General features: G+C 36.9%; 22 protein-coding genes. 12 read left to right on the top strand and 10 right to left on the bottom strand.

The window, feature by feature from the left end; translation table 11 throughout:
• Positions 1 to 56: 56 nt before the first annotated feature.
• Positions 57 to 692, top strand: a complete 636-nt coding sequence (locus BXY58_RS02000; protein ID WP_120212127.1) for a carbonic anhydrase — start codon at positions 57 to 59, stop codon at positions 690 to 692.
• A gap of 60 nt (positions 693 to 752) precedes the next feature.
• Here BXY58_RS02000 and pth read toward each other — a convergent pair whose 3' ends face one another.
• From pth to mfd, 6 genes are all read right to left on the bottom strand, one after another.
• The gene (gene pth / locus BXY58_RS02005) at positions 753 to 1,316 is read right to left on the bottom strand and encodes an aminoacyl-tRNA hydrolase (RefSeq protein ID WP_120212128.1); all 564 of its coding nucleotides are present in this window, start codon (positions 1,314 to 1,316) and stop codon (positions 753 to 755) included.
• Positions 1,316 to 2,209, bottom strand: coding sequence for a hypothetical protein (locus BXY58_RS02010; RefSeq protein ID WP_120212129.1), 894 nt, complete (start codon positions 2,207 to 2,209; stop codon positions 1,316 to 1,318). The genes pth and BXY58_RS02010 overlap by 1 nt, the downstream gene beginning before the upstream one ends.
• Before the next feature lie 72 nt (positions 2,210 to 2,281).
• The gene (locus tag BXY58_RS02015; protein ID WP_120212130.1) at positions 2,282 to 3,274 is read right to left on the bottom strand and encodes a hypothetical protein; all 993 of its coding nucleotides are present in this window, start codon (positions 3,272 to 3,274) and stop codon (positions 2,282 to 2,284) included.
• 21 nt (positions 3,275 to 3,295) lie between these two features.
• The gene (locus BXY58_RS02020; RefSeq protein WP_120212131.1) at positions 3,296 to 3,595 is read right to left on the bottom strand and encodes a type II toxin-antitoxin system RelE/ParE family toxin; all 300 of its coding nucleotides are present in this window, start codon (positions 3,593 to 3,595) and stop codon (positions 3,296 to 3,298) included.
• Positions 3,579 to 3,821 carry a hypothetical protein gene (locus BXY58_RS02025; RefSeq protein ID WP_120212518.1) on the bottom strand — a complete coding sequence of 81 codons (243 nt, stop codon included), beginning with the start codon at positions 3,819 to 3,821 and terminating at the stop codon, positions 3,579 to 3,581. The genes BXY58_RS02020 and BXY58_RS02025 overlap by 17 nt, the downstream gene beginning before the upstream one ends.
• A 33-nt stretch (positions 3,822 to 3,854) precedes the next feature.
• Positions 3,855 to 7,202: a transcription-repair coupling factor gene (mfd, locus tag BXY58_RS02030; protein ID WP_120212132.1), complete on the bottom strand. Its 3,348-nt coding sequence runs from the start codon at positions 7,200 to 7,202 to the stop codon at positions 3,855 to 3,857.
• A 121-nt stretch (positions 7,203 to 7,323) separates the two neighbouring features.
• Between mfd and BXY58_RS02035 the strand changes: the two genes are divergently transcribed.
• From BXY58_RS02035 to BXY58_RS02050, 4 genes are all read left to right on the top strand, one after another.
• Positions 7,324 to 7,701, top strand: coding sequence for a hypothetical protein (locus BXY58_RS02035; protein ID WP_120212133.1), 378 nt, complete (start codon positions 7,324 to 7,326; stop codon positions 7,699 to 7,701).
• On the top strand, positions 7,701 to 8,315 hold the full coding sequence (locus BXY58_RS02040) for a hypothetical protein (protein ID WP_120212134.1): 615 nt from the start codon (positions 7,701 to 7,703) through the stop codon (positions 8,313 to 8,315). The genes BXY58_RS02035 and BXY58_RS02040 overlap by 1 nt, the downstream gene beginning before the upstream one ends.
• Before the next feature lie 151 nt (positions 8,316 to 8,466).
• On the top strand, positions 8,467 to 8,733 hold the full coding sequence (locus tag BXY58_RS02045; protein WP_120212135.1) for a hypothetical protein: 267 nt from the start codon (positions 8,467 to 8,469) through the stop codon (positions 8,731 to 8,733).
• 138 nt (positions 8,734 to 8,871) lie between these two features.
• Complete coding sequence (locus BXY58_RS02050; protein WP_120212519.1) at positions 8,872 to 9,210, top strand: hypothetical protein; 339 nt, start codon at positions 8,872 to 8,874, stop codon at positions 9,208 to 9,210.
• Positions 9,211 to 9,263: 53 nt separating this feature from the next.
• Here BXY58_RS02050 and BXY58_RS02055 read toward each other — a convergent pair whose 3' ends face one another.
• Both BXY58_RS02055 and BXY58_RS02060 read right to left on the bottom strand, forming a co-directional pair.
• Complete coding sequence (locus BXY58_RS02055) at positions 9,264 to 11,276, bottom strand: hypothetical protein (RefSeq protein WP_120212136.1); 2,013 nt, start codon at positions 11,274 to 11,276, stop codon at positions 9,264 to 9,266.
• Between the two features lie 43 nt (positions 11,277 to 11,319).
• Positions 11,320 to 12,111 (bottom strand): DUF2797 domain-containing protein, encoded by a 792-nt coding sequence (locus tag BXY58_RS02060; protein ID WP_120212137.1) that lies wholly within the window; start codon positions 12,109 to 12,111, stop codon positions 11,320 to 11,322.
• A gap of 99 nt (positions 12,112 to 12,210) precedes the next feature.
• On the opposite strand from BXY58_RS02060, the gene BXY58_RS02065 reads away from it, so the two are divergent.
• The 7 genes from BXY58_RS02065 (at position 12,211) to msrA (ending at position 22,148) form a co-directional block, all read left to right on the top strand.
• Complete coding sequence (locus tag BXY58_RS02065) at positions 12,211 to 13,239, top strand: GDP-mannose 4,6-dehydratase (RefSeq protein ID WP_120212138.1); 1,029 nt, start codon at positions 12,211 to 12,213, stop codon at positions 13,237 to 13,239.
• A gap of 121 nt (positions 13,240 to 13,360) precedes the next feature.
• A complete protein-coding gene (locus tag BXY58_RS02070) occupies positions 13,361 to 13,582 on the top strand; it encodes a DUF2795 domain-containing protein (protein ID WP_027382805.1) in 222 nt (73 codons plus the stop codon).
• A gap of 98 nt (positions 13,583 to 13,680) precedes the next feature.
• Positions 13,681 to 16,752 (top strand): preprotein translocase subunit SecA, encoded by a 3,072-nt coding sequence (secA, locus tag BXY58_RS02075; protein ID WP_120212139.1) that lies wholly within the window; start codon positions 13,681 to 13,683, stop codon positions 16,750 to 16,752.
• A 149-nt stretch (positions 16,753 to 16,901) separates the two neighbouring features.
• Positions 16,902 to 19,046 (top strand): TonB-dependent siderophore receptor, encoded by a 2,145-nt coding sequence (locus BXY58_RS02080; RefSeq protein ID WP_120212140.1) that lies wholly within the window; start codon positions 16,902 to 16,904, stop codon positions 19,044 to 19,046.
• Between the two features lie 8 nt (positions 19,047 to 19,054).
• The gene (locus BXY58_RS02085; protein WP_120212141.1) at positions 19,055 to 20,263 is read left to right on the top strand and encodes a PepSY-associated TM helix domain-containing protein; all 1,209 of its coding nucleotides are present in this window, start codon (positions 19,055 to 19,057) and stop codon (positions 20,261 to 20,263) included.
• Between the two features lie 159 nt (positions 20,264 to 20,422).
• Complete coding sequence (locus BXY58_RS02090; RefSeq protein WP_120212142.1) at positions 20,423 to 21,397, top strand: ROK family protein; 975 nt, start codon at positions 20,423 to 20,425, stop codon at positions 21,395 to 21,397.
• A 187-nt stretch (positions 21,398 to 21,584) separates the two neighbouring features.
• Positions 21,585 to 22,148 (top strand): peptide-methionine (S)-S-oxide reductase MsrA, encoded by a 564-nt coding sequence (gene msrA, locus BXY58_RS02095; protein ID WP_371868381.1) that lies wholly within the window; start codon positions 21,585 to 21,587, stop codon positions 22,146 to 22,148.
• Between the two features lie 25 nt (positions 22,149 to 22,173).
• On the opposite strand, the gene BXY58_RS02100 is transcribed toward msrA, so the two are convergent.
• Entirely contained in the window at positions 22,174 to 23,085 is a 912-nt protein-coding gene (locus BXY58_RS02100; protein WP_120212144.1) for a DUF3078 domain-containing protein, read from the bottom strand.
• 49 nt (positions 23,086 to 23,134) lie between these two features.
• Positions 23,135 to 24,244, bottom strand: coding sequence for a DUF3078 domain-containing protein (locus BXY58_RS02105; protein WP_120212145.1), 1,110 nt, complete (start codon positions 24,242 to 24,244; stop codon positions 23,135 to 23,137).
• Positions 24,245 to 24,378 lie beyond the last annotated feature (134 nt).

Raw genomic sequence — 24,378 nt, forward strand, 5'->3', positions numbered from 1 at the left:
ATTTATTATTAAATTTTAACAGTCAAAAAACACAAATATTTAAACATTTTAAAAATATGAAAGCACATACATCAGAAACGCAGGCAACCATTACTCCGGAAAAAGCATTGGAAATCCTTAAAGAAGGTAATGCAAGATTCGTCAACAACCTGAAAGCAAACAGAGATCTTCTGGAGCAGGTGAATGCAACGCGTGCAGGACAATGGCCATTTGCTGTTATTTTGAGCTGTATCGACAGCCGTACTTCTGCTGAGTTGATTTTTGATCAAGGCCTTGGAGACATCTTCAGTGTAAGAATCGCAGGTAACTTTGTGAATCAGGATATTCTTGGCTCAATGGAATTTGGCTGTAATGTAGCTGGTTCTAAACTGGTAGTGGTTCTTGGACACTCCAAATGCGGTGCACTGAAAGGTGGTCTGGACGCAGCAGCCATCGAAGGAATGGGAATGGATAACCTGAATCATTTGATTGGACACTTTGACCCAATCATCAAAAATATCATTAAAGAGGGTGAGGAGCGCTCTTCCAAGAACGAAGACCTTCTGGAAAGACTGAATCACCACAATGTAAAGCACGCAATTGAAGACATCAGAAAGCAAAGCTCAACTTTGAAAAGGCTGGAAGACGAAGGTAAAATCAAAATCGTGGGTGCAAATTACGACGTAGAAACTGGCGTTGTAACTTGGTTATAGGAAATATTTTTTCTTCATACAATTAGGGTAGTAGGCCGGGTAATTTATTATCCGGCTTGCTTATTTCCCATTGTAAGCTGTCATCGTATTCTGCACACCGGCAAAAACAAAAGATAAAGCCGCCTGAGAAAACTTCTCAATTCTCTCAGGGAGTTTGTCTTGTTCTTCAGCATTCCATTTTCCGAGAACGTAATCTGCTTGTTTTCCTTCCGGGAAATCGGCAGAAATCCCAAATCTTAATCTGGTGTAATTTTGGGTATTGAGTTGTGACTGAATACTTTTCAGCCCATTATGACCGGCATCAGAACCTTTCATTTTCATTCTCAGAGAGCCAAAAGGCAGAGCCAGATCATCGGTAATGATCAAAATGTTTTCTAACGGAATATTTTCCTTCTGCATCCAGAATTTAACGGCGTTTCCGGAAAGATTTACGTAAGTATCAGGTTTTAGAACAAAGACTTTTCTGCCTTTATATTTACCTTCAGCCAAAAGTCCGAAATTAGAAGATTTGAAAGGTGCTTCGATCTTTTCAGCGATCTTTTCAGCAACTTTGAAACCGATATTATGTCGGGTTTCTGCATATTCTTCTCCTTTGTTCCCGATGCCGACAATAAGATATTTCATTATTTATATAGGAAATTTAATTTATCCCCGGCATTAGAAGTCATCTCTGTAGGATAGCTATCAGAGTTGTATTGATATGTCATTGTAAGAGATTGTGACATTCCCATTGTTGTAACTTTGACAGTTTTGTAGTTATTTGCAGAAAGCCCTAACATACCTTGATTAGAAGTATTATAATGCGTTGATAAAATATTGTAAGCTAAAGGTAACGAAGCAAAAGGATTTTTGTTCGTATCATAGTTGCTTAATGCAGATTCAATAACAATTGGCGGAATTGTAATAGGACCGCCACTTGCAGAAGTTGTCGCCAATTTCCAGTTAGAAATATTATTTCCTGCATAAGTCAGATTACTTGTCACTTCATATTCTAAAATGAATTGTCCAGGATTATCAGGATCTTCAGCATTCATTTTAGTTAGAACCTTTGTAACTTTTTCACCACTGTATGTTACATCTGTTGTTGATTTATACAGAAGTGTTCCACCAGATTCTGTAGTTCCGCTGACAGATTTTAATTTCCCAGAATCATAAACTAAATCCAGTTTCGTCAGTCTTGTATCGCCAGATTCTACATTGGTAATATCCATATGTATAATCTGATTATTGCTATTGTATGTCAGAACGGCATTTTCATTACCATCGTCAAATTGACTTTTAACTGATGTAAGTTTGCTTCCCGTATAGATATAATCTACAGTCGTTCTTTCTCCGTCAGAATCAATACCAGAAACTTTACTTAAAAACCTAGTTGTGGTCGATCCACCATTGCCTCCTCCTGTATTAGTACCCGTACCATACTCAACGCCTTGTAAGAAATCACCATTTTCATCTTGACTGGGACTGCAAGAGGACAGAATAAAAAATCCGAATATATAATAAAGTATATTTTTCATTGTTTTGTTTGTGTTTGCAAAGTTAATTTTTTAAAATAAATGTTCAGGTAATTTTTGAGAGGCAGGATTTATTTAGTTGAAATCAAAATTTTCTTCAGAATTCAGGTTCTTAAGTTGACTGAGTTCATCAATATAAACTTTCAGCTGCTTCTCATTGAGTTCACCGTTATTCTTATAGATTTCTGCTCTTCTGTTGACCTCAGAATCGTAATATTTTTTGAACTGATCGTTCGTTTCATATTTACTCCACAATTCGAAATACTCACACATCTCGGATAAAAAGCTTTGTATTTCCTCTATGGTTTTCTTATCTACATTACTCCCAAATGGTATAACAGAACAATAAGTAGGATTTTTAACCGGCATTATTCTCTTGGAAAACTCGTTGTAGTTGTCATCAATGAGAGATTCGATTTGTTCTTTGTTGAAGTAGACATCCTCATTAATATCATTAAGCTGTACAAAATTTGCCGAACTGTAATTATTATTAAAAATATAATTGGCATAGACCACAACCTCGCCTTTTCCTAAGCCTGGTGAAATCCCATAATGTTCCGAGAGATAAAACAATGCCGGTTCAGAATAATCGATATTGTCTTTTAGATTTGCAATAAACAGTTCTATTTTGGTTCCGTCTTTATCTGTTGCGATTCTTTTCTCAAGATTTTTATACGATTTGTAATCATACAACGTATCGGATGCTTTTTTAAAATATCGGATTGGCGACGAAGCACTATAAGTGCGGAAACCATTGCCCGAAACATACTTTTTGTTGTATAAAACACCATCCATTCTGTAAATGTTTTTCCGGTAAGCATAATAGAAATTAATGGTATTTCTAATATATTTCTTATCAGAATTGTAATCTATCGAATAAACAGGAACTGATTGATCTTTAGAATTAAATTTTACTGAAATACCAGCCTTATTATCCACCTCACTGAAGAAGGTCATTTCTTTGTCATAATGGTATTTTAGGGTCTGGGCATTGCAGAGGTAGCTAAATATTATGAAAGTTAACTGAATAAATTTTCTTTCCACCGGATTAACGTAACAAACATTCATAAAATTTAAAATTCAAAGAAGTTATATGTTTCTGTTTTCAGGGTTCTGTCTATTGGAAAAGAATGAAACAATCTCGATTTTATCATTTAAGATCCTGTAATATAAACTATTAAACTTTAGTATAACAACCTTTCTAATTTTATACTTGTCCGAGTAAGGAAAAATTTCAGGGTTTTGTGTGATAATAGACAGGATTCTCTCAATCTCGTTTCCCAAGTTATCGATTTCCTTATCTGTAAACTCCTGTTCCAAATATTCAACAGTCTGCGCCAGTTCTTCCAGAGCTAAATCAGTCCATAAAATCTCAAAGTCTTTTTCCATAGATTTCCCTTGCTTTCGAATGTGGATTTAATCTACCTTCATCCGCTTGAGCAATTCCTTTTTCGATGGATTTTTTTTCGGCATCAGAAATTTCATCTGCCCAGTCTTTTTTTCTTTCGCGAGATATCAAATCCGAAATCTTTTCAAGAAAACTCAAATCTTCAATTGTAGATAACCATTGGATTAATTCCAATTTTTTATTTTGTATCTGTAAATCAGTATTCATCTCTCCAATTTTATTAATCAAATATAATCAATTCTAAGCCAAAATCCTATTCAAAACCAGGTTCACTTCATCCACATTTGTCACATTATCTTTTCGCATCATCAGCTGGTTGTTCTTTTCTTTTAACGTAGCTTCTGCAGGATTTTGTGTAAGATAAGATATGATTTTTTTGAATTTCTCGCTTTGATAGAATTTGTCTTGAGGATTCGCTGGGAAATAACCAAGAAACACTTTATTCTTCACCACCAATTTATCAAATCCAATTTCAGCCGCCAGCCATTTCAGTTCCACAGATTTCAAAAGATTAATCGCTTCATCCGGCAGTTTTCCGAATCGGTCTGTCAGCTCATTTTCAAATTGTTGTAACTCTTTAGCATTCTGAATATCTGCTAACTTTTGATAAAGCGACAAACGTTCTTCCGTTGAACTCACGTAATCATCTGGCAACATCAATTCCAAATCTGTATCGATATTAACTTCCTTTGTGGATTTGAAAAGTTTGTTTCTATCTTCTTCATTTTCGAAAAGATTCTCAAAATTCTCATCATCTTTGAGTTCTTCCAAAGCTTCCTGCATCATTTTCTGATACGTCTCAAAGCCCATTTCGTTGATGAATCCACTCTGTTCTCCGCCCAACAAATCACCTGCGCCTCGGATTTCCAGATCCTTCATCGCAATCTGGAAACCACTTCCCAAATCCGAGAATTGCTCAATCGCTTCCAGACGTTTTCTCGCATCAGACGTCATCATATCGAACGGCGGCGTTATCAGGTAACAAAATGCTTTTCTGTTGCTTCGCCCAACTCTTCCACGCATCTGGTGCAGATCTGCCATCCCGAATCGTTGCGCATCATTGATGAAAATAGTATTTGCGTTTGGGACATCCACGCCGGATTCTACAATCGTTGTAGAAACGAGAACATCATATTTTCCTTCCATAAAGTCGAGGATGTTGGTTTCCATTTGTTTCCCGTCCATCTGTCCGTGACCAGTAATGATTCTTGCATCAGGAACCAATCTTTGGATCAGTCCTGCAATATCTTTAAGATTTTCGATTCGGTTATTGATGAAATAAACCTGTCCGTCTCTCTGCAATTCATAAGAAATCGCATCACGCAAAATTTCTTCATTGAATCCAATGATTTGCGTTTCCACAGGTTGACGGTTAGGCGGCGGCGTTTTAATCACCGACAAATCTCTCGCCGCCATTAATGAAAATTGCAAAGTTCTCGGGATTGGCGTCGCAGTCAATGTTAAGGTGTCAACATCGGTTTTTAGCGTTTTCAATTTGTCTTTAACAGAAACACCAAACTTATGTTCCTCATCAATAATCAATAAACCTAAATCCTTGAACTTGATATCTTTTCCAACCAACTGGTGAGTCCCGATGACAATGTCAATTTTACCATTTTTAAGACCTTCTTTGGTTTCCGATTTCTGTTTGGCTGTCCGGAATCTGTTTAAGTAAGAAATATTAACAGGAAAATCCTTCAATCGTTCTTTGAAACTTCTGTAATGCTGGAAAGCCAGAATCGTTGTCGGAACCAGAATCGCAACCTGTTTTCCGTCGGTCGCTGCTTTAAACGCTGCGCGAATCGCTACTTCCGTTTTCCCGAATCCAACGTCACCGCAAATCAACCGGTCCATCACACCTTCTGCTTCCATATCCTGTTTCACATCCAGCGTTGCTTTTTCCTGGTCTGGCGTATCTTCGTAAAGAAAGCTCGCTTCCAACTCATTTTGAAGGTAAGAATCCGGCGAATACTGGAAGCCTTTTGCAGTTTTTCTTTCCGCATAGAGTTTTATCAAATCAAAAGCAATCTGCTTAACTCTCGCTTTTGTTTTTTGTTTTAATGATTTCCAGGCTGGCGAACCGAGTTTACTAAGAACGATTTCTCTTCCTTCAGGTCCGTTATATTTCGAAATTTTATGAAGTGAATGGATACTTACGTAAAGCAAATCGCCATTTTTGTAAGTCAGTTTGAAGCATTCCTGAATTTTCCCGTCGTTATTGACTTTTACCAAACCCATAAATTTCCCAATGCCGTGGTCGATATGTGCAATATAATCACCAACTTTCAAAGACATCAAATCTTTGAGTGTTAATTGCTCTGACTTCGCAAATGTATTCTTGGATTGATATCTTTGATAACGGTCAAAAATCTGATGGTCTGTATAAATCAGAATCTTATTATCAGAATCTACAAAACCTTCGTGCAATTCCGATTTGAAGCTTTTGAACGGAATCTCGTGCTCTAATTCCTCAAAAATCGATTCTAATCTTTCTTTTTGTTTTTCACTTGAAAATGAAATCCAGGTGTCAAAACCTTGACTTTGTTTTTCCTCCAAATCCTGAATCAGCAATTCAAAGTTTTTATGGAAACTTGGTTGTTGTGTCTGGCTAAGTTCGAGAGTTAGAGAATTTGGGAGTTTGAAAGTTTGAGAACTGAAATCTATCGTTTTGAATTTGATTAATTTATTCTGAAATTCAGGCTCAGAAATAAATAATTCGTCTGGACTTCTATGTTTGATGTCTTTGCTCAGCGTTTCGAATTTCTCTAATGCTTTTTCATAAAAATCTCTGATTCTTTTGGTGGAAAGGTAAAGATTCTTTGAAACTATAAAACTGTCTTCCGGTAATAGTTCAAACAAAGAAACTTTGGTCCCTGAAACCGAAAAATTCATATTGGAAACCAACTGGAATTCATCAATCTTATCCAAAGAAAGCTGCGATTCGATATCAAAGGTTTTGATGCTTTCGACCTCATTTCCAAAAAATGTGATTCGGAAAGGCTTCTCATTAGAAAAAGAAAAAACATCGACAATCCCGCCACGAACGGAAAACTCTCCCGGCTCGGAAACAAAATCTGTTTGGTTGAATTGATAATGGTTCAGCAACTCATCCACAAAATCAAAATCCAGTTGGTCGCCCACTTTTATCTGATGAGAAATCGCTTTGAAATCTTCTTTCTTCAGAACTTTTTCTGACAATGCACCAATAAAAGCAACAATCACTTTCGGAGATTTTCCGGAATTGAGTTTATTGATGACTTCAGTTCTCAGAACCAGATTCGCATTCTGGGTTTTCTCGATTTGATATGGCTCAAGATGTGTTGCCGGAAAGTAAAGAACGTTGTCGCTTCCCAACAAATCTTCCATTTCCGCATTGATGTAAAGCGCATCTTCTTTATCATCCACCAAATAAAGAATGGTTTTGTTCTGAGTCAGAAACAATTCCGAAGCGAGAATTGAAACCGCAGAACCTGCACTTCCTTTGACCGAAATGTGCTGATGTTTTGATATCTGTGAAAAAATCTCGTTCCCGAATTGTTTCTGAAGCAAGTCTGGCAAAAGATTTTGATTGATTTTTTTTAATTCCATTTAATGTAGGTATAAACGCAAAAAGCGATTCCGAGAAAATTTCGGAACCGTTATTTGCGTGGCAAAGATACTATTTTTCAAAAAAATTAGTTTTAATTTTACGACCTTAAACTATGAGCATTTGAAATTCAGTTTCAAAATACAAGCCATCTTCTGCCTGTTATCTATTCTTTTCATACAATGTAAAGATGATGACGCAAACATTTTCCGTGCTTATGTGGAAGGAAAATTCACTTATTCTGATGGGAAATTTTTAGAAGATCCTATTCATCTTGTCGTCGATAAAAAAATAATTGCAGAAAGTTTTCCGAAAGAAAGCGGGAGTTTTGTTTTGGCCGGACCTTATGACAAAGGCGCTTACAAACTTCAACTCAAGGATTTTAAAATCAAATCCTTTTCTACCGATACGCCAGGCTGTAAAATCTCCAGCGATTCCCTGAGCATTGAGATTCCGGATGGTGTGACTTACGTTATCTTCAATGATATTACCTTGAAATAATGAAGAAATTTTTACTCTTTTCTTTAGCCATAATTTCGGTTTCGACTTTTTCTCAGAGAAGAAAAAAGCAGGATTGGACAGAGAATGTCAGGTCGTCTATAGATCCTCACGTGAAAATAATGACCGTACTTGGCGATAATTTTCTCAAAGACACTTTTGATTATTTTTATGGTTTCGGGATTGGCGGAAATTTGAATCTTTATAAAAATTTCGGACTTGGAGTAGAATATACTTACTTCTTAGCCAATGTCAAAAATGCTGAAAAATTCGGTTATCTAGGTGCGCCTTCAATGAACAATTTTGATTGGTATGCTTTCCACAAAGACAAAATCACGGAAGACTTTTTTGTGGAAGAAATCGTAGGTTACAGCACTTACCGGATGAAAAGCCCTTATCTGGATAATTCTGGTAAATTTTCTGAAGGAAATGGCGGATTAAATTTCGGGGCTAAAGCTATCTATACAATTGATAACGAAGGTCATCAACAAGTGGTATTCGGAACCAAGCTTAATTTCTATAATGCTAAAATCGGAAATCAAAACCCTGATATCGCCGACTATTACTCAAAAGCCATATTCCTCAACTTTAGTTTAGCGTATCGTTATAATTTTTAATCTAACTTTAATTTCCCCCATTCTTAAGGGAGAAATCAAATTAAAAATTTTTAAGCCGTTTTTAAGTTGTTATAATTTCTGGTTAAAGTTTTTTATTCTTAATTTTAAATCAATTAATAATATAAATTTGTTGAACCAAAACGACAATAAAATGAAAAATCTACTTACAACATTGCTGTTAACATTCGGATTAGGAATGGCTACAGCTCAAACAGCACCAGCAGCTCCAACTGCAAAAAAACAAGCTCAAAAAACAGAGAGAAAAGCAACAAAATCCGTGGAAGCACAAGCTGCGAAAGTAGCGAACACGCCTGATGTTAAACTGAAAAAAGACGGAACTCCGGACAAAAGATATAAAGCCGCAAAAACGTTGAAAAAGGACGGAACTCCTGACAAACGTTACAAGGTCAACAAATAATTATCCTAATCAGTGAAGAAGAGAAGGACAATTAATTTTTCATAACTTTTATTTTTTTAAGACTTTACAAAATTTGTGAAGTCTTTTTTTGGTTCACGATTTGATGGTGTTTGGTTATCAATCCAAAAAAATATTATTATGAGCCCAAAACCAATGCTAACGCTCTCACAGGTGATGGAGAAGCTAAGAGAGAAAGGAATTACAGATGAAGTAAGAATGACAGAGGATAAAAAATTTGTTATCAGCGGGACCGAAAAGTCTTATCATGCAGAAGATCTCAAAATCATCCGTGTTTACAGATTCGAAGGTGCAAGTGATCCGGACGATAATATTGCACTCTACTTAGTCGAGGATGTCTATGGCAACAAAGCGATGATTATCGATTCTTACGGCGCCAATAGTAATTATACAGGTCCGGAATTTGATCAATTCCTAAAGTCACTTCCGACAGAAGAAAGAGAAGAATTCGATTTTTAATTTGAATTAATATATAAATAAAGCTTTTCTATTTTTAAGAAAAGCTTTATTTTTTAGTCGATTTTAATTACCAAAAGAGATTTCTTCAGTCCGTCTTCGATTCCTTTCCAATAGAAGTTGAAGAACGAACGCTGCTTGTTTCTTTCAACATAGATGTCCACAGACTCGGGGAATTTTTTAGAATCCTTCTTTACAACGAGATTAGCAACAGCTGATAAGAATTTCTTTTTCTCCTTGGTATTTTTATCCAGAATAGTCACTTTCAGATCTTTGTGCGTAATTCGGAATTTTCCGTTCATAATGTCATTATTCCCTTTGAAATCGAAATTGAGTCCTGTAATCGTCCCGGTCGCAGTGATGTTCATATAAGGTTTGATGAATGGGTTGATGTCATTAGCCGGAAGATGATTGATATAACCTCCAATTGTGAAATTATCACGCATATTAGCCGTATCAAAATTCCAATTCACTTTCATTGGTGATGCGTCCATAAACCTGCAATTGATGACAATCGGAACTTTGGTATTCGCACCTTTTCGTTTATTTGAATTGAGGTTTTTAACATTCATATTGAAATTCGTGAAGAAAACTTTTCCTGGTCCATTAGAATCTGGCTTATCTTCTTCGTACACGAGTTTGGACTGTACAAGGTTCAGATTTTCAACTACTAAAGGGAATTTAATTGATCTCAGTAATTTAGAATATAGTAGCTTTTCCTTCGGATTATCTTTTGGTATTTTACTTCTGAAAATATTGGCGTCAACATTCGTTAATCTTGCTTCTTTTAGCAAAATATCCGGCTGATCCTTTTCAAATTTCCATTTCAATCCATTTAGCTGAATTCTTTTTGCAGAAATATCAAACAAATCATTTTCCATCGGGATCATTCTTACAAACGCTGCCCTTGTAACTTTCGGATTTAATTTAAAATTCATTAAATCAATATGTTGCGAAGTCATATTGAAGCTTGACAAATCCATCGTATAATATTTTCCGGCATCATAAAAAAACTGACTGCCGGTAATTTTATAATCCTGATAACTGAAGGGCAATTTGTTTTTTGAAGTGTCTTCGTTCATCAGAAAACTTTTGATGTTAGCATCAAATTTTGCAATGGAAAGCGTCTTCTTTCCGTTCGCTTTCAGAATCGATAATTTACCATTAAGAATATCAACATTTTCGAAATTCAGGTCGAATTGAGATTTCTCTTTATTCGTTTTAACAACCTTATTGTCACGGTTCTGAATCACAAATTCGGGATCTTTGATCTTCGCATTTTTCAGGCTCAAATTTGTTTTGCTAAAAACCAGTTCATCGAAAATCAGGCTTTTACTTTTGATTCCAAACAAACTTTTCTGGCTTCTGAAGCTTTGTTCCCAATTTTTGAAATCAACCAAAGATTTCATTTCAAAATCAGTGATTTCTAACTTTCCATTGTTAGTTGTGATATCAGAACATGAGATGGAATAGACCTGATCCAGACGAAAAAAGAAATCTTTCGCCGTAATATTATAGCTATCCAGAGCAAAAGGCAGCTCATTGGGATTTTGATTAAGACTTAGATTCTTGACATCAAGATTGAGATCTTTTGCGGAGAATAATTGCGTCTGATCCGACTTTTTGATTCCAATATTTCCGTTCTCAATTTCAATATTTTTGATAGTAAACGGAATTGGATTTTTCCCGGTTTTGTCGACTTTTGGTTTTGCTAATCGGACCTGTAGATTAGGTTTTGTAAGCTTGATAGAATTAGCTTCTATTCTGTCATTTTTCAAAAATTGAATAATACTTAATCTACTGATATTCAATCCTTCCAAAGAACCATCCAAAGCTATGCGCTCCAGATTATTTGGTTGTTTTGTTTTGACTTTGATTTGATTGGCAGAGATGCTTCCGCTTAATATTTCGACATTCAGAGATTGGTAAGAGATCTCGTAAGGTGTTTTGTTTTTAAGGTAATCGGGCAATTTATATTTCAGCCAAAGACTGAACCCGATGTTGACAATCAATATGAGAAGCAAAATACTTCCAAGAACTATTCCGCAAATTTTTAAAGTTTTTTTCATCCATTTTTTTTCTAATTAATTGATTACTAAAAACCGTTCCATTTTACAGATTCAATTCTATCACATAACCTTCGTGTCCTCTGACATTGATAAAATCGTCTCCCTCAAACTGAAGATATTGTCCTTTGATGCCTTTCAAAACTCCATTGAACTCAGGCTTTTTGTCCAGCGTAAAAACATTGATTTTCTCCGGTTTCTCATAAGGAAAATCTAACTTTACAACGTTATCTTCCGTTACTGCAAATTTCTTGAAATCGTTGGGAAAGTATTCTGCAATCTTATTTCGGAAATCAATCAAATCTAAAGTATCTTCATAATCATCCTGAAGCATTTTTTTCGGATTGGTTTTGTCAGCAATATGTTTTTTCAGTTCAACCTCAATCATCCCGGCTTCATAGCGGTTGTCCGTAACTGCAATTGGCAAAGCGAAAGTGGCACCCTGGTCAATCCATCGTGTCGGGATCTGATATTCTCTTGTCACACCCACCTTCACATCACCGGTGTAAGCCAGATAAACAATGTGCGGAACTAATTGTATTTCTTTCTCGATTTCCAAATCTCTCTCTGCTACGCCCAGATGCGCCGTCGATAATTCCGGACGAATGATTGTGTCACTCGCATAAGGACTTTCGAAAAAGCATTTTTTACAAAATCCCATTCGGTAGACTTTTTCATCGCTTCCACAATTCACACATTCGTAGCCGATATGCTTGATGTGGAGTTCTTTCCCGAAAAGCTGATTCATATTAATCAAATCACCTCTGAGATTAAGATAATATTGAATCGGTTGTCCGTTTTGGGAAATCATTTTTAAAATTTGTCCGGAGAATTGCATTTTTGAGCCTTTTAAATATTTTGAATAAATGTAAGTAATGAAAGCTTTGAATCCAAAAAAATATCACAAAATCCTTATATTCGCAACACAATCAGTTTTATGAAATATCTTGTAACCGGAGGAAGCGGTTTTATAGGTTCACACTTAATAGAGAATCTTTTAAAAAACGGACATTCTGTCATCAACATTGACAACTTCGACGATTTTTATGATTATAAAATTAAAGTCCAAAACACTTTAGATTCTTTAAATAATAAAATTGAGTTTAGGTTTACTGATAAACAAGCTGACATTAGCAGCCTCATATCTTATACAAAGTCAGAGTTTTATCAACTTTATTATCAAGATATCCGTGACAAAGAAGGTCTTGAGGAAATATTCAAAAAGCATAACATTGATCTGGTTATCCATTTGGCCGCTTTGGCAGGCGTTCGTCCTTCTATTGAAAGACCTTTGGATTATGAAGCGGTTAACGTTCGCGGTACAATGAATCTTTGGGAACTTTGTAAAGAATCTGGAATTAAAAAATTCATTTGTGCCTCATCATCAAGCGTTTATGGCAATAATGAAAAGATTCCGTTTTCTGAATCTGATAACGTAGATAATCCAATTTCCCCTTACGCAGCAACCAAAAAAAGCGGCGAAATCTTAGGACACGTTTATCATCATCTTTATCATATCGATATGATTCAGCTAAGGTTTTTTACGGTTTATGGACCGAGACAGAGACCGGATTTGGCAATTCACAAATTCGCTAAGTTGATCTCCGAGAATCAAGAAATTCCTTTCTACGGCGACGGTTCTACTGCAAGAGATTACACCTTTATAGATGATATTATTGACGGGATTCTTAAGTCTATAAAATATCTGGAAGACAATGAAAAAGTCTATGAAATCCTGAACCTTGGAGAAAGCGAAGTTGTTACTCTTGATCAAATGCTTTCTACTCTGGAAACTATATTGGACAAAAAAGCCCATAAAAAGATGCTACCAATGCAACCGGGAGATGTCCTAAAAACTAATGCTGACATTACAAAGGCAAAGTCTCTGATTGGCTATAAACCGACAACAAACTTCCAAAATGGCACAAAAAAATTTGTGGAATGGTTTTTGGGAAATCGGCATTAATGAATCGCTGATAGCATGATCATTTAAAATTTAAATGAAATTATTTTTAAATATTATTGAAAATCAGTAGAAACATATATAAAATATCACCTAATTTTTTACTTTTGCAAAAAATTTAATTATGTATTGGACATTAGAATTAGCTTCATATTTAAGTGATGCACCTTGGCCGATGACCAAGGCAGAATTGATCGACTACGCTATCCGTACCGGAGCGCCAATGGAAGTTGTGGAAAACCTTCAGGCTATTGAGGACGAAGGAGAAATCTACGATGCGATCGACGAAATCTGGAGCGATTATCCTACAGACGAGGATTATCTTTGGAACGAAGACGAGTATTAATCGTCGATAAGCTTTACATCAAAGCTTCAAAATATATCACACAACAAGTGTAATTCAAACGCTTTGAACAATGGTTTCAAAGCATAAATCAGAAATTTATGAGTTTTTTAAATACCGTTCTTAAAAGTTTTTTGGGAGACAAAAATGCAAAAGATTTAAAAGAAGTAAAAAAAGTTGTCACAAAAATCAAAGCAGTTGAACCTAACATCCAGTCATTATCTGATGATGGATTGAGAGCCAAAACCGCAGAATTTCAAGAAAAAATAAAATCTGCAACTGCTAAGTTTACATCCCAAATCGACGAAATAAAAGAGCAGATAAAAAACTCTACCAACGTTGACGAAAAAGAATCGCTTTTCAACAAAATCGAAGGTCTGAAAAAAGAGTCCTACGAGGTGGAAGAAAAGGTTCTTAATGAGATCCTTCCGGAAGCTTTTGCTTTGGTAAAGGAAACCTCAAGACGTTTGGCACAAAACGGAGAAATCCGCGTGACTGCAACAGACAGAGACCGCGAGTTGGCTGCTACGAAAGATTTTGTAGTGCTGGATGGCGATACCGCTGTCTGGAAAAACTCTTGGGATGCAGCCGGAACACCTGTAGTTTGGGATATGGTTCATTATGACACGCAGTTCATTGGTGGTGTCGTATTACATTCCGGAAAAATTGCAGAAATGGCAACCGGTGAAGGTAAAACTTTGGTTGGAACACTCCCAATTTACCTTAACGCTTTGCCGGGAAGAGGTGTTCACGTTGTAACCGTTAACGATTATCTAGCAAAAAGAGACTCTGCGTGGATGGGGCCATTGTATCAATTCCACGGGTTGACGATTGATTGTATTGATAATCATCAGCCTAATTCAGACTCCAGAAGAAAAGCTTATCAGGCAAGCATCACTTACGGAACCAATAACGAATTCGGTTTCGATTATCTTAGAGATAATATGGTAACCAACCCAACGGAACTGGTTCAGGGCGAATTGAATTTTGCCATTGTCGATGAGGTGGATTCTGTTTTGATTGATGATGCCAGAACACCATTGATTATTTCTGGTCCTGTCCCTCAGGGCGACAGACAGGAATTTGATGTTCTTAAACCTTCAATAGACAGAATTGTTGAAGTTCAGAAAAAAACAGTTTCTGCCATTTTCAACGAAGCTAAAAAACTGATTGCCAACGGCAATACCAAAGAAGGTGGATTCAAATTACTTCAGGCATACAGAGGTCTTCCGAAAAACAGACAGTTGATTAAATTCTTGTCCGAAAGTGGAAACCGAGCCTTGCTTCAGAAGGTGGAAGGTCAGTATATGGCAGACAACAACCGCGATATGCCAATCGTAGACAAGGACCTTTATTTCGTTATCGATGAGAAAAATAATCAAATCGATTTGACTGACAAAGGTGTAGAATATATGTCGGCGGGTAACGAGGATCAAAACTTCTTCGTCCTTCCTGATATCGCGACAGAAATTGCCGAAGTCGAAAAGAAAAACCTAACCAAGGAAGAAGAATTTGCTGCAAAAGAGGAATTGTACAGAGATTTCGCAGTGAAATCTGAGCGTGTTCACACGATGAACCAATTGCTGAAAGCGTACACATTATTCGAAAAAGATGACGAGTATGTGGTCATTGACGGCGAAGTTAAAATCGTGGATGAGCAGACGGGTCGTATTATGGACGGTCGTCGTTACTCAGACGGACTTCACCAGGCAATTGAAGCGAAGGAAAATGTAAAAATCGAAGCAGCAACTCAGACATTTGCGACGATTACATTGCAGAACTATTTCCGTATGTACAACAAGCTGGCCGGTATGACCGGAACGGCGGAAACCGAAGCGGGAGAATTCTGGCAGATTTATAAACTGGATGTGGTGGTAATTCCTACCAACAGACCAATCCAGAGAGATGACAGACAGGATTTGGTTTTCAAAACCAATCGTGAAAAATACAACGCTGTGATCGAAGAAATCGAAAGACTAACCTCAGCAGGAAGACCTGTTTTGGTGGGAACGACTTCTGTTGAGATTTCTCAGTTACTTTCCAGAGCATTACAATTAAGAAAAATCCAACACCAGGTTCTTAATGCGAAACTTCACAAAAAAGAAGCGGAGATTGTAGCCGGAGCCGGTGGACCAGGCGTAGTAACCATTGCAACCAATATGGCTGGTAGAGGTACCGATATCAAGCTGAAAGCTGAAGTTAAAGATGCCGGCGGTTTGGCCATCATCGGTACGGAAAGACACGATTCCCGCCGTGTGGACAGACAGCTGAGAGGTAGAGCCGGACGTCAGGGTGACCCGGGAAGCTCGCAGTTCTATGTATCTTTGGAAGATAATCTGATGCGTCTTTTCGGTTCCGAGAGAATTGCTAAAATGATGGACAGAATGGGTCATAAGGAAGGTGAAGTGATTCAGCATTCTATGATTTCCAAGTCTATCGAAAGAGCGCAAAAGAAGGTGGAAGAGAATAACTTTGGGGTTAGAAAAAGATTGCTGGAGTATGATGATGTGATGAACAAGCAGCGTGATGTTATTTATAAAAGAAGAAAGAATGCTTTGTTCGGTGATCACCTGAAGTATGACATCGTGAATATGATTTACGACACTGCTGCAGCGATTGTTTCTCAAGCTAAAGCAACTGGAAATTATAAAGATTTCGAATTCGAGATTATCAAACATTTCACAATGGAAGCGCCGGTGACGGAAGCCGAATTTTCCAGCACTCAGATTCCTGCTTTAACGGATATCGTTTTCAAAAAAGCCAAGGAAGATTACGACCTGAGATTGAATCTATTGAAAGAAAATGCTTATCCAATTATTGAGAATGTTTACCTTAACCAGGGTTCTATGTTCAAGATGATCCAGGTGCCTTTCAGCGATGGTGCTAAGACGATGACCATCGTAACAGATTTGAAGGAAGCGTACGAAACCAAATGTGAATCGCTTATTACAGATTTCGAAAAGAACATCTCATTAGCGATTATTGATGAGAACTGGAAAACCCACTTGAGAGAGATGGATGACCTGAGACGCTCTTCGCAAGGTGCAGTTTACGAACAAAAAGACCCGTTGGTTATTTATAAACAAGAATCTTTTTACCTATTCAGCGAAATGGTGGACAAAGTGAATAAAGAGATTGTATCATTCTTATATAAAGGAGAAATCCCTGCATAACATTAGTTAGAATCATAAATTACAATCCTGTTGAGCAATCAGCGGGATTTTTATTTGGAATAATTCTTAATAATCTGACAAAAATCACAATTGTTGTTAATTTAGAACAATTAAAAATAATATATTTGCACAAAATTATTCCATTAAAAATGAAGAAACTAGTTGTGAGTGCTGTGGTATTGGTTTCCACTTTGGCTTATGCACAGGAAAATGACACGATTAAGAAGTCTAATGATATTGATGAAGTTATAGTTCACGGTTACATTACCAGAGATAGAGAATCTGTGAATAAAATGCCTTTGAAAGAGATTGAAAATCCTCAGGTTTACAACACGGTCAACAAGAACGTTATCAAAGAACAGGTTGTCACTAACTTCAATGACGCTCTTAAAAATGTCACTGGTATTGCAAGATTATGGGAATCAACAGGTAGAGGAAACGACGGTGGCGAATATTACACAATGAGAGGTTTCTCTTTACAGCCAAGTCTAGTTAATGGAATGCCAAGTTTAAGTAATGGAACATTGGATCCAGCTGGGATCGAAACAATCGAAGCTATAAAAGGCCCATCTGGAACTTTATATGGCGGAAGTGTCATTTCCTACGGTGGTTTGATTAACGTTATTACGAAAAAACCATACAATTATTTTGGTGGTGAAGTTAATTATGTGACCGGAAGCTATGGTCTGAACAGAATCACAGCCGATGTGAATGTTCCATTGAGCAAAAGTTTGTATGCAAGAATCAACACAGCGTATCAGAAAAACAATACATTTCAGGACGCAGGCTTCAATGAATCTTTTTATGTGGCACCGTCTGTAAAATTTGTAGCTAATGATCGCTTGACCTTCTACATCAATACCGAAATTAAAACTGGCGAATCATCTAACGCACCAATGATATTTCTAAACAGAGGAAATGCTTTAACTTTTAATTCTATTGGGGTCTTCAAAGACAATTACAAAAAGTCTTATACAAGTAATGATCTGACTATCAATAACTATACTTTTAATTTACAAGCACAGGCGCAATATAAAATTTCTGACCAATGGAAATCTACAACCATTATATCAAGAAGTAATACAAAAACTGATGGTTACTACTCTTATCTTTGGGATTTGTCCAATGGCAAAGATTTTCTAAGACAGATATCGAAAGCTGGAGGAGAAACTAATACCACGGGTATTCAGCAAAATTTTGTAGGTATTTTTAATTTTGGTAATGTTAAAAATAAATTGCTTGTAGGTCTTGATTATTTTGAAAGAGAATTTGTCTTAGGCGGAACAGGCTGGATGGGTTATGGCAATGTAGATATTGTCAATCAAACTGATACAGTCGCCCCAGACCAACCAACTACACTCACAACATCTGCTGTGGACAAAGTTTTGGCTGAGTCTGGCGCAGCATCCGGAAACTTTCAGACGAAAATCTACAGTGCATATATCTCAGATGTTGTGAATATTCTACCTAATTTATCTGCGATGTTAAGCATGAGGATCGATCATTTTACAGGTCAACCTACAGCATATTCAACACAAGAATCTAAAGAAACCACAACTTTTTCTCCTAAATTGGGCTTAGTTTACCAGCCAATTCAGGATAAAGTCAGTGTATTTGCAAATTATATGAATGGTTTTCAAAATGTTGATCCTGTAGAAAATACAAATGCTGATGGTTCAAAATACTGGGCCTATTTCGATCCAGAACACGCTAATCAATGGGAAGTAGGAACGAAAGCGAATTTGGCAGGCGATAAATTTTCTATCACAGCAAGTTATTATAACATCTTGGTAAAGGACAAAATTATGCCTGATCCTTTTCAGCAAAACAACAGCATCCAAGGCGGAGAGGTGGAAAGTAAAGGTTTTGAAATAAGCTTTTTAGGAAGTCCAATTACTGGGATGAATATCATTGCTGGATATAGTTATAATGACAGTAATGTTAAAAAAGGTGATCCCACTTATGTAGGATATCGTACAGAAGAGGCAGGACCAAAGAATCTCATTAACTTTTGGGGTACTTACAAATTTCAGCAAGGTGTATTGAAAAATTTCGGAATCGGTTTCGGTGGAAATTCTGCAAGTCGTTTTTACACGCTTAATAGAGGTGGCACGGGTGCATTTCCATTACCAAGCTACATCATTATGAACTCCTCACTTTCTTATACAGAAGACCGCTACAGCATCATTCTAAAATTGGATAATATTGCCAATAAAAAGTATTTCTCAGGTTGGTCTACAGTGACGCCACAGAGACTTAGAACGTTGTCTCTCAGCTTGAATTACAAATTCTAAACTCAACTATGAGAAGAAAAAAACACCATCATAAAAAGAAACCAGGATTTTTCAAAAAATGGTCAGCCAAACTGCATTTGTGGTTTGGCTTGTCCATTGGTATCCTGATATTTATTATTTCGATTACAGGTGCTCTTTATGTTTTCAAGGATGAGATAGAAAACTTCAGCCGCAAAGAATACATCTATCATAACGAAGCCAATCCTGACCAAAAGAAAATTCTTCCAATCCGCGAGATGGAACGCCTGGTCAATGAGCAGACCCAAGAAAAATATCCGATTCACTGGGTCAATGTGCCAATTGATAACAAGATGTCCTACCAGTTTTTTTGGTACGAACACAATACATCGGCTTGGAATTATTTTGATGAATTTCCTGTTTACAAGCTGGCTTACGTCAATCCCTACACAGGAAAAGTGCTCCAGGTCTATGATGAAAAAAATGGTTTCTTCGCCATTGTCAAGTCCATTCACTGGAGTTTTCTTCTGAAGCAGGATTGGGGAACTTACGTCGTCGGCATTCCTGTTTTGATTTTTTTGGTAATGCTAATCACAGGAATCGTGCTATGGTGGCCTAAGAACAAAGCGGCCAGAAAACAGCGTTTCAAATTCCAATGGAAGGACAGCACCAAGTGGAAGCGCAAGAACTACGATTTGCACAATATACTAGGCTTCTATTCTTCCATTTTTGCATTGATATTGACCATCACCGGTTTGTTCTATGCATTCTTTGTTGTCCAGGCTTCTATCTATTATATCTTTTCCGGTGGCGAAATGACTTATCCCGATTTTTCTAAGATTACAACAAAAGCTCCGATTGAAATGAGAAATGAAGGAACTTTGGACAAAATTTCTGATAAGGTCAAAGAACTTTACCCGACTGCATACGGCTTCAGTCTGGACCTTGGGCATCCGCATATGGACGACCACGAACATCCGAATTTTGAAGTCTATGTCAAGCATTTGTCTTATTCTTATCATAAAAGCAGCAGTCTGATTTTTGACGAAAATTCCGGTGAATTATTACACAGACACGATCCGTGGGACAAGAACTTTGGCGAGAAAACCGTAGCAGCGAATTATGACATTCACGTGGGCGCTATCTTGGGTTTGCCGACAAAAATCATCGCCTTCATTGTCAGCTTAATCATTGCATCTATGCCGGTTACTGGATTTATGATCTGGTGGGGCAGACGAAAGAAAACACAAACCAAATAATTGATATTAAAATCCGGATGACAACATTCGGATTTTTTTATTCAACATTATAATTTTATTGAAAATTTTCATTAATTCTAAATTTAAAATTAAATTAATATTTGACACATATTACATTGATTTTCCATAAATTTAGGGTCTTAAAAAATTAAAAATCGAATGTCATTAATTGATCTATCTAAACAAATAGCAATCGGAATTGATATTGGCGGGACTAATACCAAATTCGGGCTGGTGAATCACCGTGGAGAAATTCTTGCTAAAGGAAGCATAAAAACTGAAGATTATAAGGAAGTAGAGAATTTCATAGACGCTCTATATCAGAATATCGCACCGCTTTTAGAAGAAGTCAAAGGAAACAACAGTCTGGATGGAATTGGAGTTGGCGCGCCTAATGCCAATTACTTCAAGGGTACAATAGAATTGGCACCTAATCTTCCCTGGAAAGGTGTCGTTCCTTTTGCTGAATTGATGAGAGCCAAATTCGGAGTTCCTTGTAAAATGACAAACGATGCCAATGCAGCAGCGCTTGGAGAAATGATGTTTGGTGCAGCTAGAGGCATGAAAGATTTTATAATGATTACATTGGGAACAGGTGTAGGAAGTGGAATCATCAGCGGAGGAAATCTGATTTATGGCCACGATGGTTTTGCCGGAGAACTAGGACATACTATTGTAAAGCCTGGTGGAAGAAAGCACTGGAGCACCGGTTCTGAAGGGAGTCTTGAGGCTTATGCTTCTGCAACAGGAATTGCCATTACGGCAAAGAAATTCCGTGCTGAGTTTCCAGATTCTATGTTGAATCAATATCCTGAAGATGCCATCAACTCAAAAACTGTTTTCGAATGTGCAGAGAAAGGTGATCCGACAGCGATTGAGGTTTTCAGATATACTGGACAAAAATTAGGTGAAGCTTTGGCTAATTTTGTGATGTTCTCTTCTCCGGAAGCGATATTGCTATTTGGTGGAGTTATTAAGGCTGGAGACTTTTTACTTAAACCAGCCAAATTGCATATGGAAAGAAACCTGCTTCCTATTTTCCGCTCAAAAGTAAAATTAGTTTTCAGCGAGTTGGACGAGGCAGACGCAGCTATACTCGGAGCTAGTGCTCTGGTATGGGAAAATAATAAATAATTGATATTAGAAATCCTTTGGTCTTTCTTAGCTTATTAATAGGAATAATTTTTGCTATTAAGATGTAGGAAAATCAAAGGATTTTTCTTTTCGAAAAATGACTCGTTATTTATTAATCATCTTATGTTTTTTCCTCGTCAACTGTAATGGACAGGAGAAAAAATCAAAACCCTTAACAAATCAAAAAATGGATAAAAACAATTTGGAGTATGCCACTTTGGCAGGCGGATGTTTTTGGTGTGTAGAAAGTTGTTTTCATATGCTGAAAGGTGTAGAATCTGTAACTTCTGGTTACTCTGGAGGCCATAAGGACAACCCAACCTATGAGGAAGTTTGTACCGGAACAACAGGACATGCGGAAGTAGTGGAAATTGCCTTCGACCCAAAAATCATTTCTTTCAAACAACTACTGGAAGTATTCTGGTTCTTACATAATCCTACCACGCTTAACAGACAAGGAAATGATATCGGAACACAATACAGATCATCAATTTTCTATCATTCTGAAAAGCAAAAACAAGAGGCGGAAGAGTCTATGAAAGAATCGGAAGCAAAACAGGAATGGAACGGAAAATATGTAACGGAGATTGTTCCTTTCAAAAAATTCTGGCCTGCGGAAGCTTACCATCAAGGTTATTATAATGCTAATCCTACTCAGCCTTATTGCAGTGCTGTTGTTGGACCAAAGATCCAAAAGTTCAAAAAACATTTTGGAGAAATGGGTTGGCTAAACGAAAAAGCGGAGAATTAATCTCCGCTTTTTTTATTTGAATTTTTTATTTCGTTTTCCATTCCTGATTGCGTTTATCTTCCGAACGTTTTTGACCATTATCAATATTATAAGCCAAACCGATTCCTAAGGTTTGTTTCAGCTGGGTTTTTTTGATTTGGTTATGATCGTACAATAGATCCAAAGTGACGTTAGTCGATATATACTTGTTGACCTTCATATTCAGAATTCCGGAATAGGACAAAACCAGTCTTTCCGGATGATCCAGATAATTAGAAAAAACCGAAGCATTGTTTTGCAACGTAATATTTTCCATTAATTTCACTTTATATTGAGCCGTTCCCAGAAAACCGAACTGAAATAGCATAGAATCGCCATCATTCTTCAGTCCATAATTTCCTGCCCATTGCAGATCTTTGTCCAGAACAAAAGTAAATCTTGCGTTGGCAGGACGCAATGTCATTGTGAAATTATCGTTGGGTTTATAAGTAAAACCGGCTCCCAGATTAACATATCCGGGTGCCATAAAATTTGAAATCTTAGTAGCATCAGGATTATTTCCATCCTCATAACCAGGAGCAAATTGCGTGATAAGCCCGGCGCCGACAGATGCGTACCAATGATCAGATATTTTCCGCCCGTAATTGGTAGAAATATTAATCACATCCTGTGTTTTTCTATTTCCTACACCTTGGGTATTATTCATCCCATAACCAAGAATAATGAGATTTTCCCAAAGATCTTTGTCCTTTTCATAAGTCATATTGTAATTGACTCCAGCCTGCCAGCCGACATTATTCGCACCCCCGGCAACCCAATTGGAAAATGCGGATTGATTGAGCATCAATGTGTTTTGACCAAGGATAGACCAAGCTTTTGTGGAATCTTGCACAGGCTGTTCCTGCGCATAGGAGCAGAAAGCCCACAGCAGGCTTCCAAAAAATAGTAGTTTCTTCATATTTATTTGTTTTTTTGGTTAAACAAATATAATAAAATAGAAGAATGATTTAATTTACAAAAGGTTTGATAATGCCTGATTTGCTATCGCGCTCCATTTTGTAGCCCAAATTATAGGTTATGCCAACGCCAAGTGTTTGTTTTCTCTGCAGTTTCTGGATCTGATCGTGGTCATACATCAGATCTAATGTTACAACAGTGGTGATGTATTTATTAAACTTCAGGTTCAGGCTTCCGCTGTAGTTGATATCGACTCTTTCAGAATGCTGGAGATAATTGGTAAAGAAATTAATTTGATTGACGTAAGTCGCATCTTTGAATAATTTGATTTTATAAAGAACATTCAGCATCGCACCAAGCTCCGCTCTCATGCTTTGACCGTCTCTTTCCAAACCATAGTTACCGGCTGTCTGAAGTTTTTTATCAAGGACAAAAGTGAATTTCCCATTCGCAGGCCTTAGAATTACCTGGAAATTTTCATTCGGATTATAAGAGACACCAATACCGATGTTAAGATATCCCGGTGCCATAAATTTTGAAATTCTGTCATCGAAAACCGGATCCGGCGTATTGGAATAATTGTATCCAGCGGTAAACTGTGACAGGAACTGGAAACCTGTTGACAAATAATAATGCTGCGCCAACTCATAGCCGTAGTTGGTCATAATGTTGATGTAATCATCTGTCTTTCTCGTAGATTGACCTGTAGAGGACACAAAACCATAACCCAGCTGGATATTATTATCAAGGTAATGTTTATCTTTTTTATAGACGATATTGTAATTCGCTTTCCCGATAACGCCAATATTATTATTACCTCCAGCATACCAGTTGGCGAATGAAGACTGGTTAAAAACCAGACTGTTCTGACCAAAGATAAACCAGCGTTTCAAAGTCGGCAAAGTTAAGATAGAAGAAGGTGTGATAGGCCCGGAATCATCTCCACCGGGAACTATAACAATTGTGTTGTTCAGCTTGACAGAATCTTTTTTGATACGTTTGATGTCAATTATTCTCGGATTAGAAAGACTGTCAAGATCTATAGCCGTAGAATCCCATTTTTTTTGATTAATCGAATCAATTATTTTTTGATAATCAGTCACTTGAGCTTGAGATAAAAAGCCCATCACAATACAAAATAACGCCAATACCTTTTTCATTAACACCTAATTTTCAACAAAAATAATAAAACTAAATTTTGCAAAATCTGACTTTATAACCAAATTCTTATCAATCATCAGAATTTTTACAGACAAAATTACCTTTTCTGGAAATTGGCTGTAAAATTGTGAAT

Source organism: Epilithonimonas arachidiradicis (genome assembly GCF_003610695.1).
In the GTDB taxonomy this organism is placed as follows: domain Bacteria; phylum Bacteroidota; class Bacteroidia; order Flavobacteriales; family Weeksellaceae; genus Epilithonimonas; species Epilithonimonas arachidiradicis.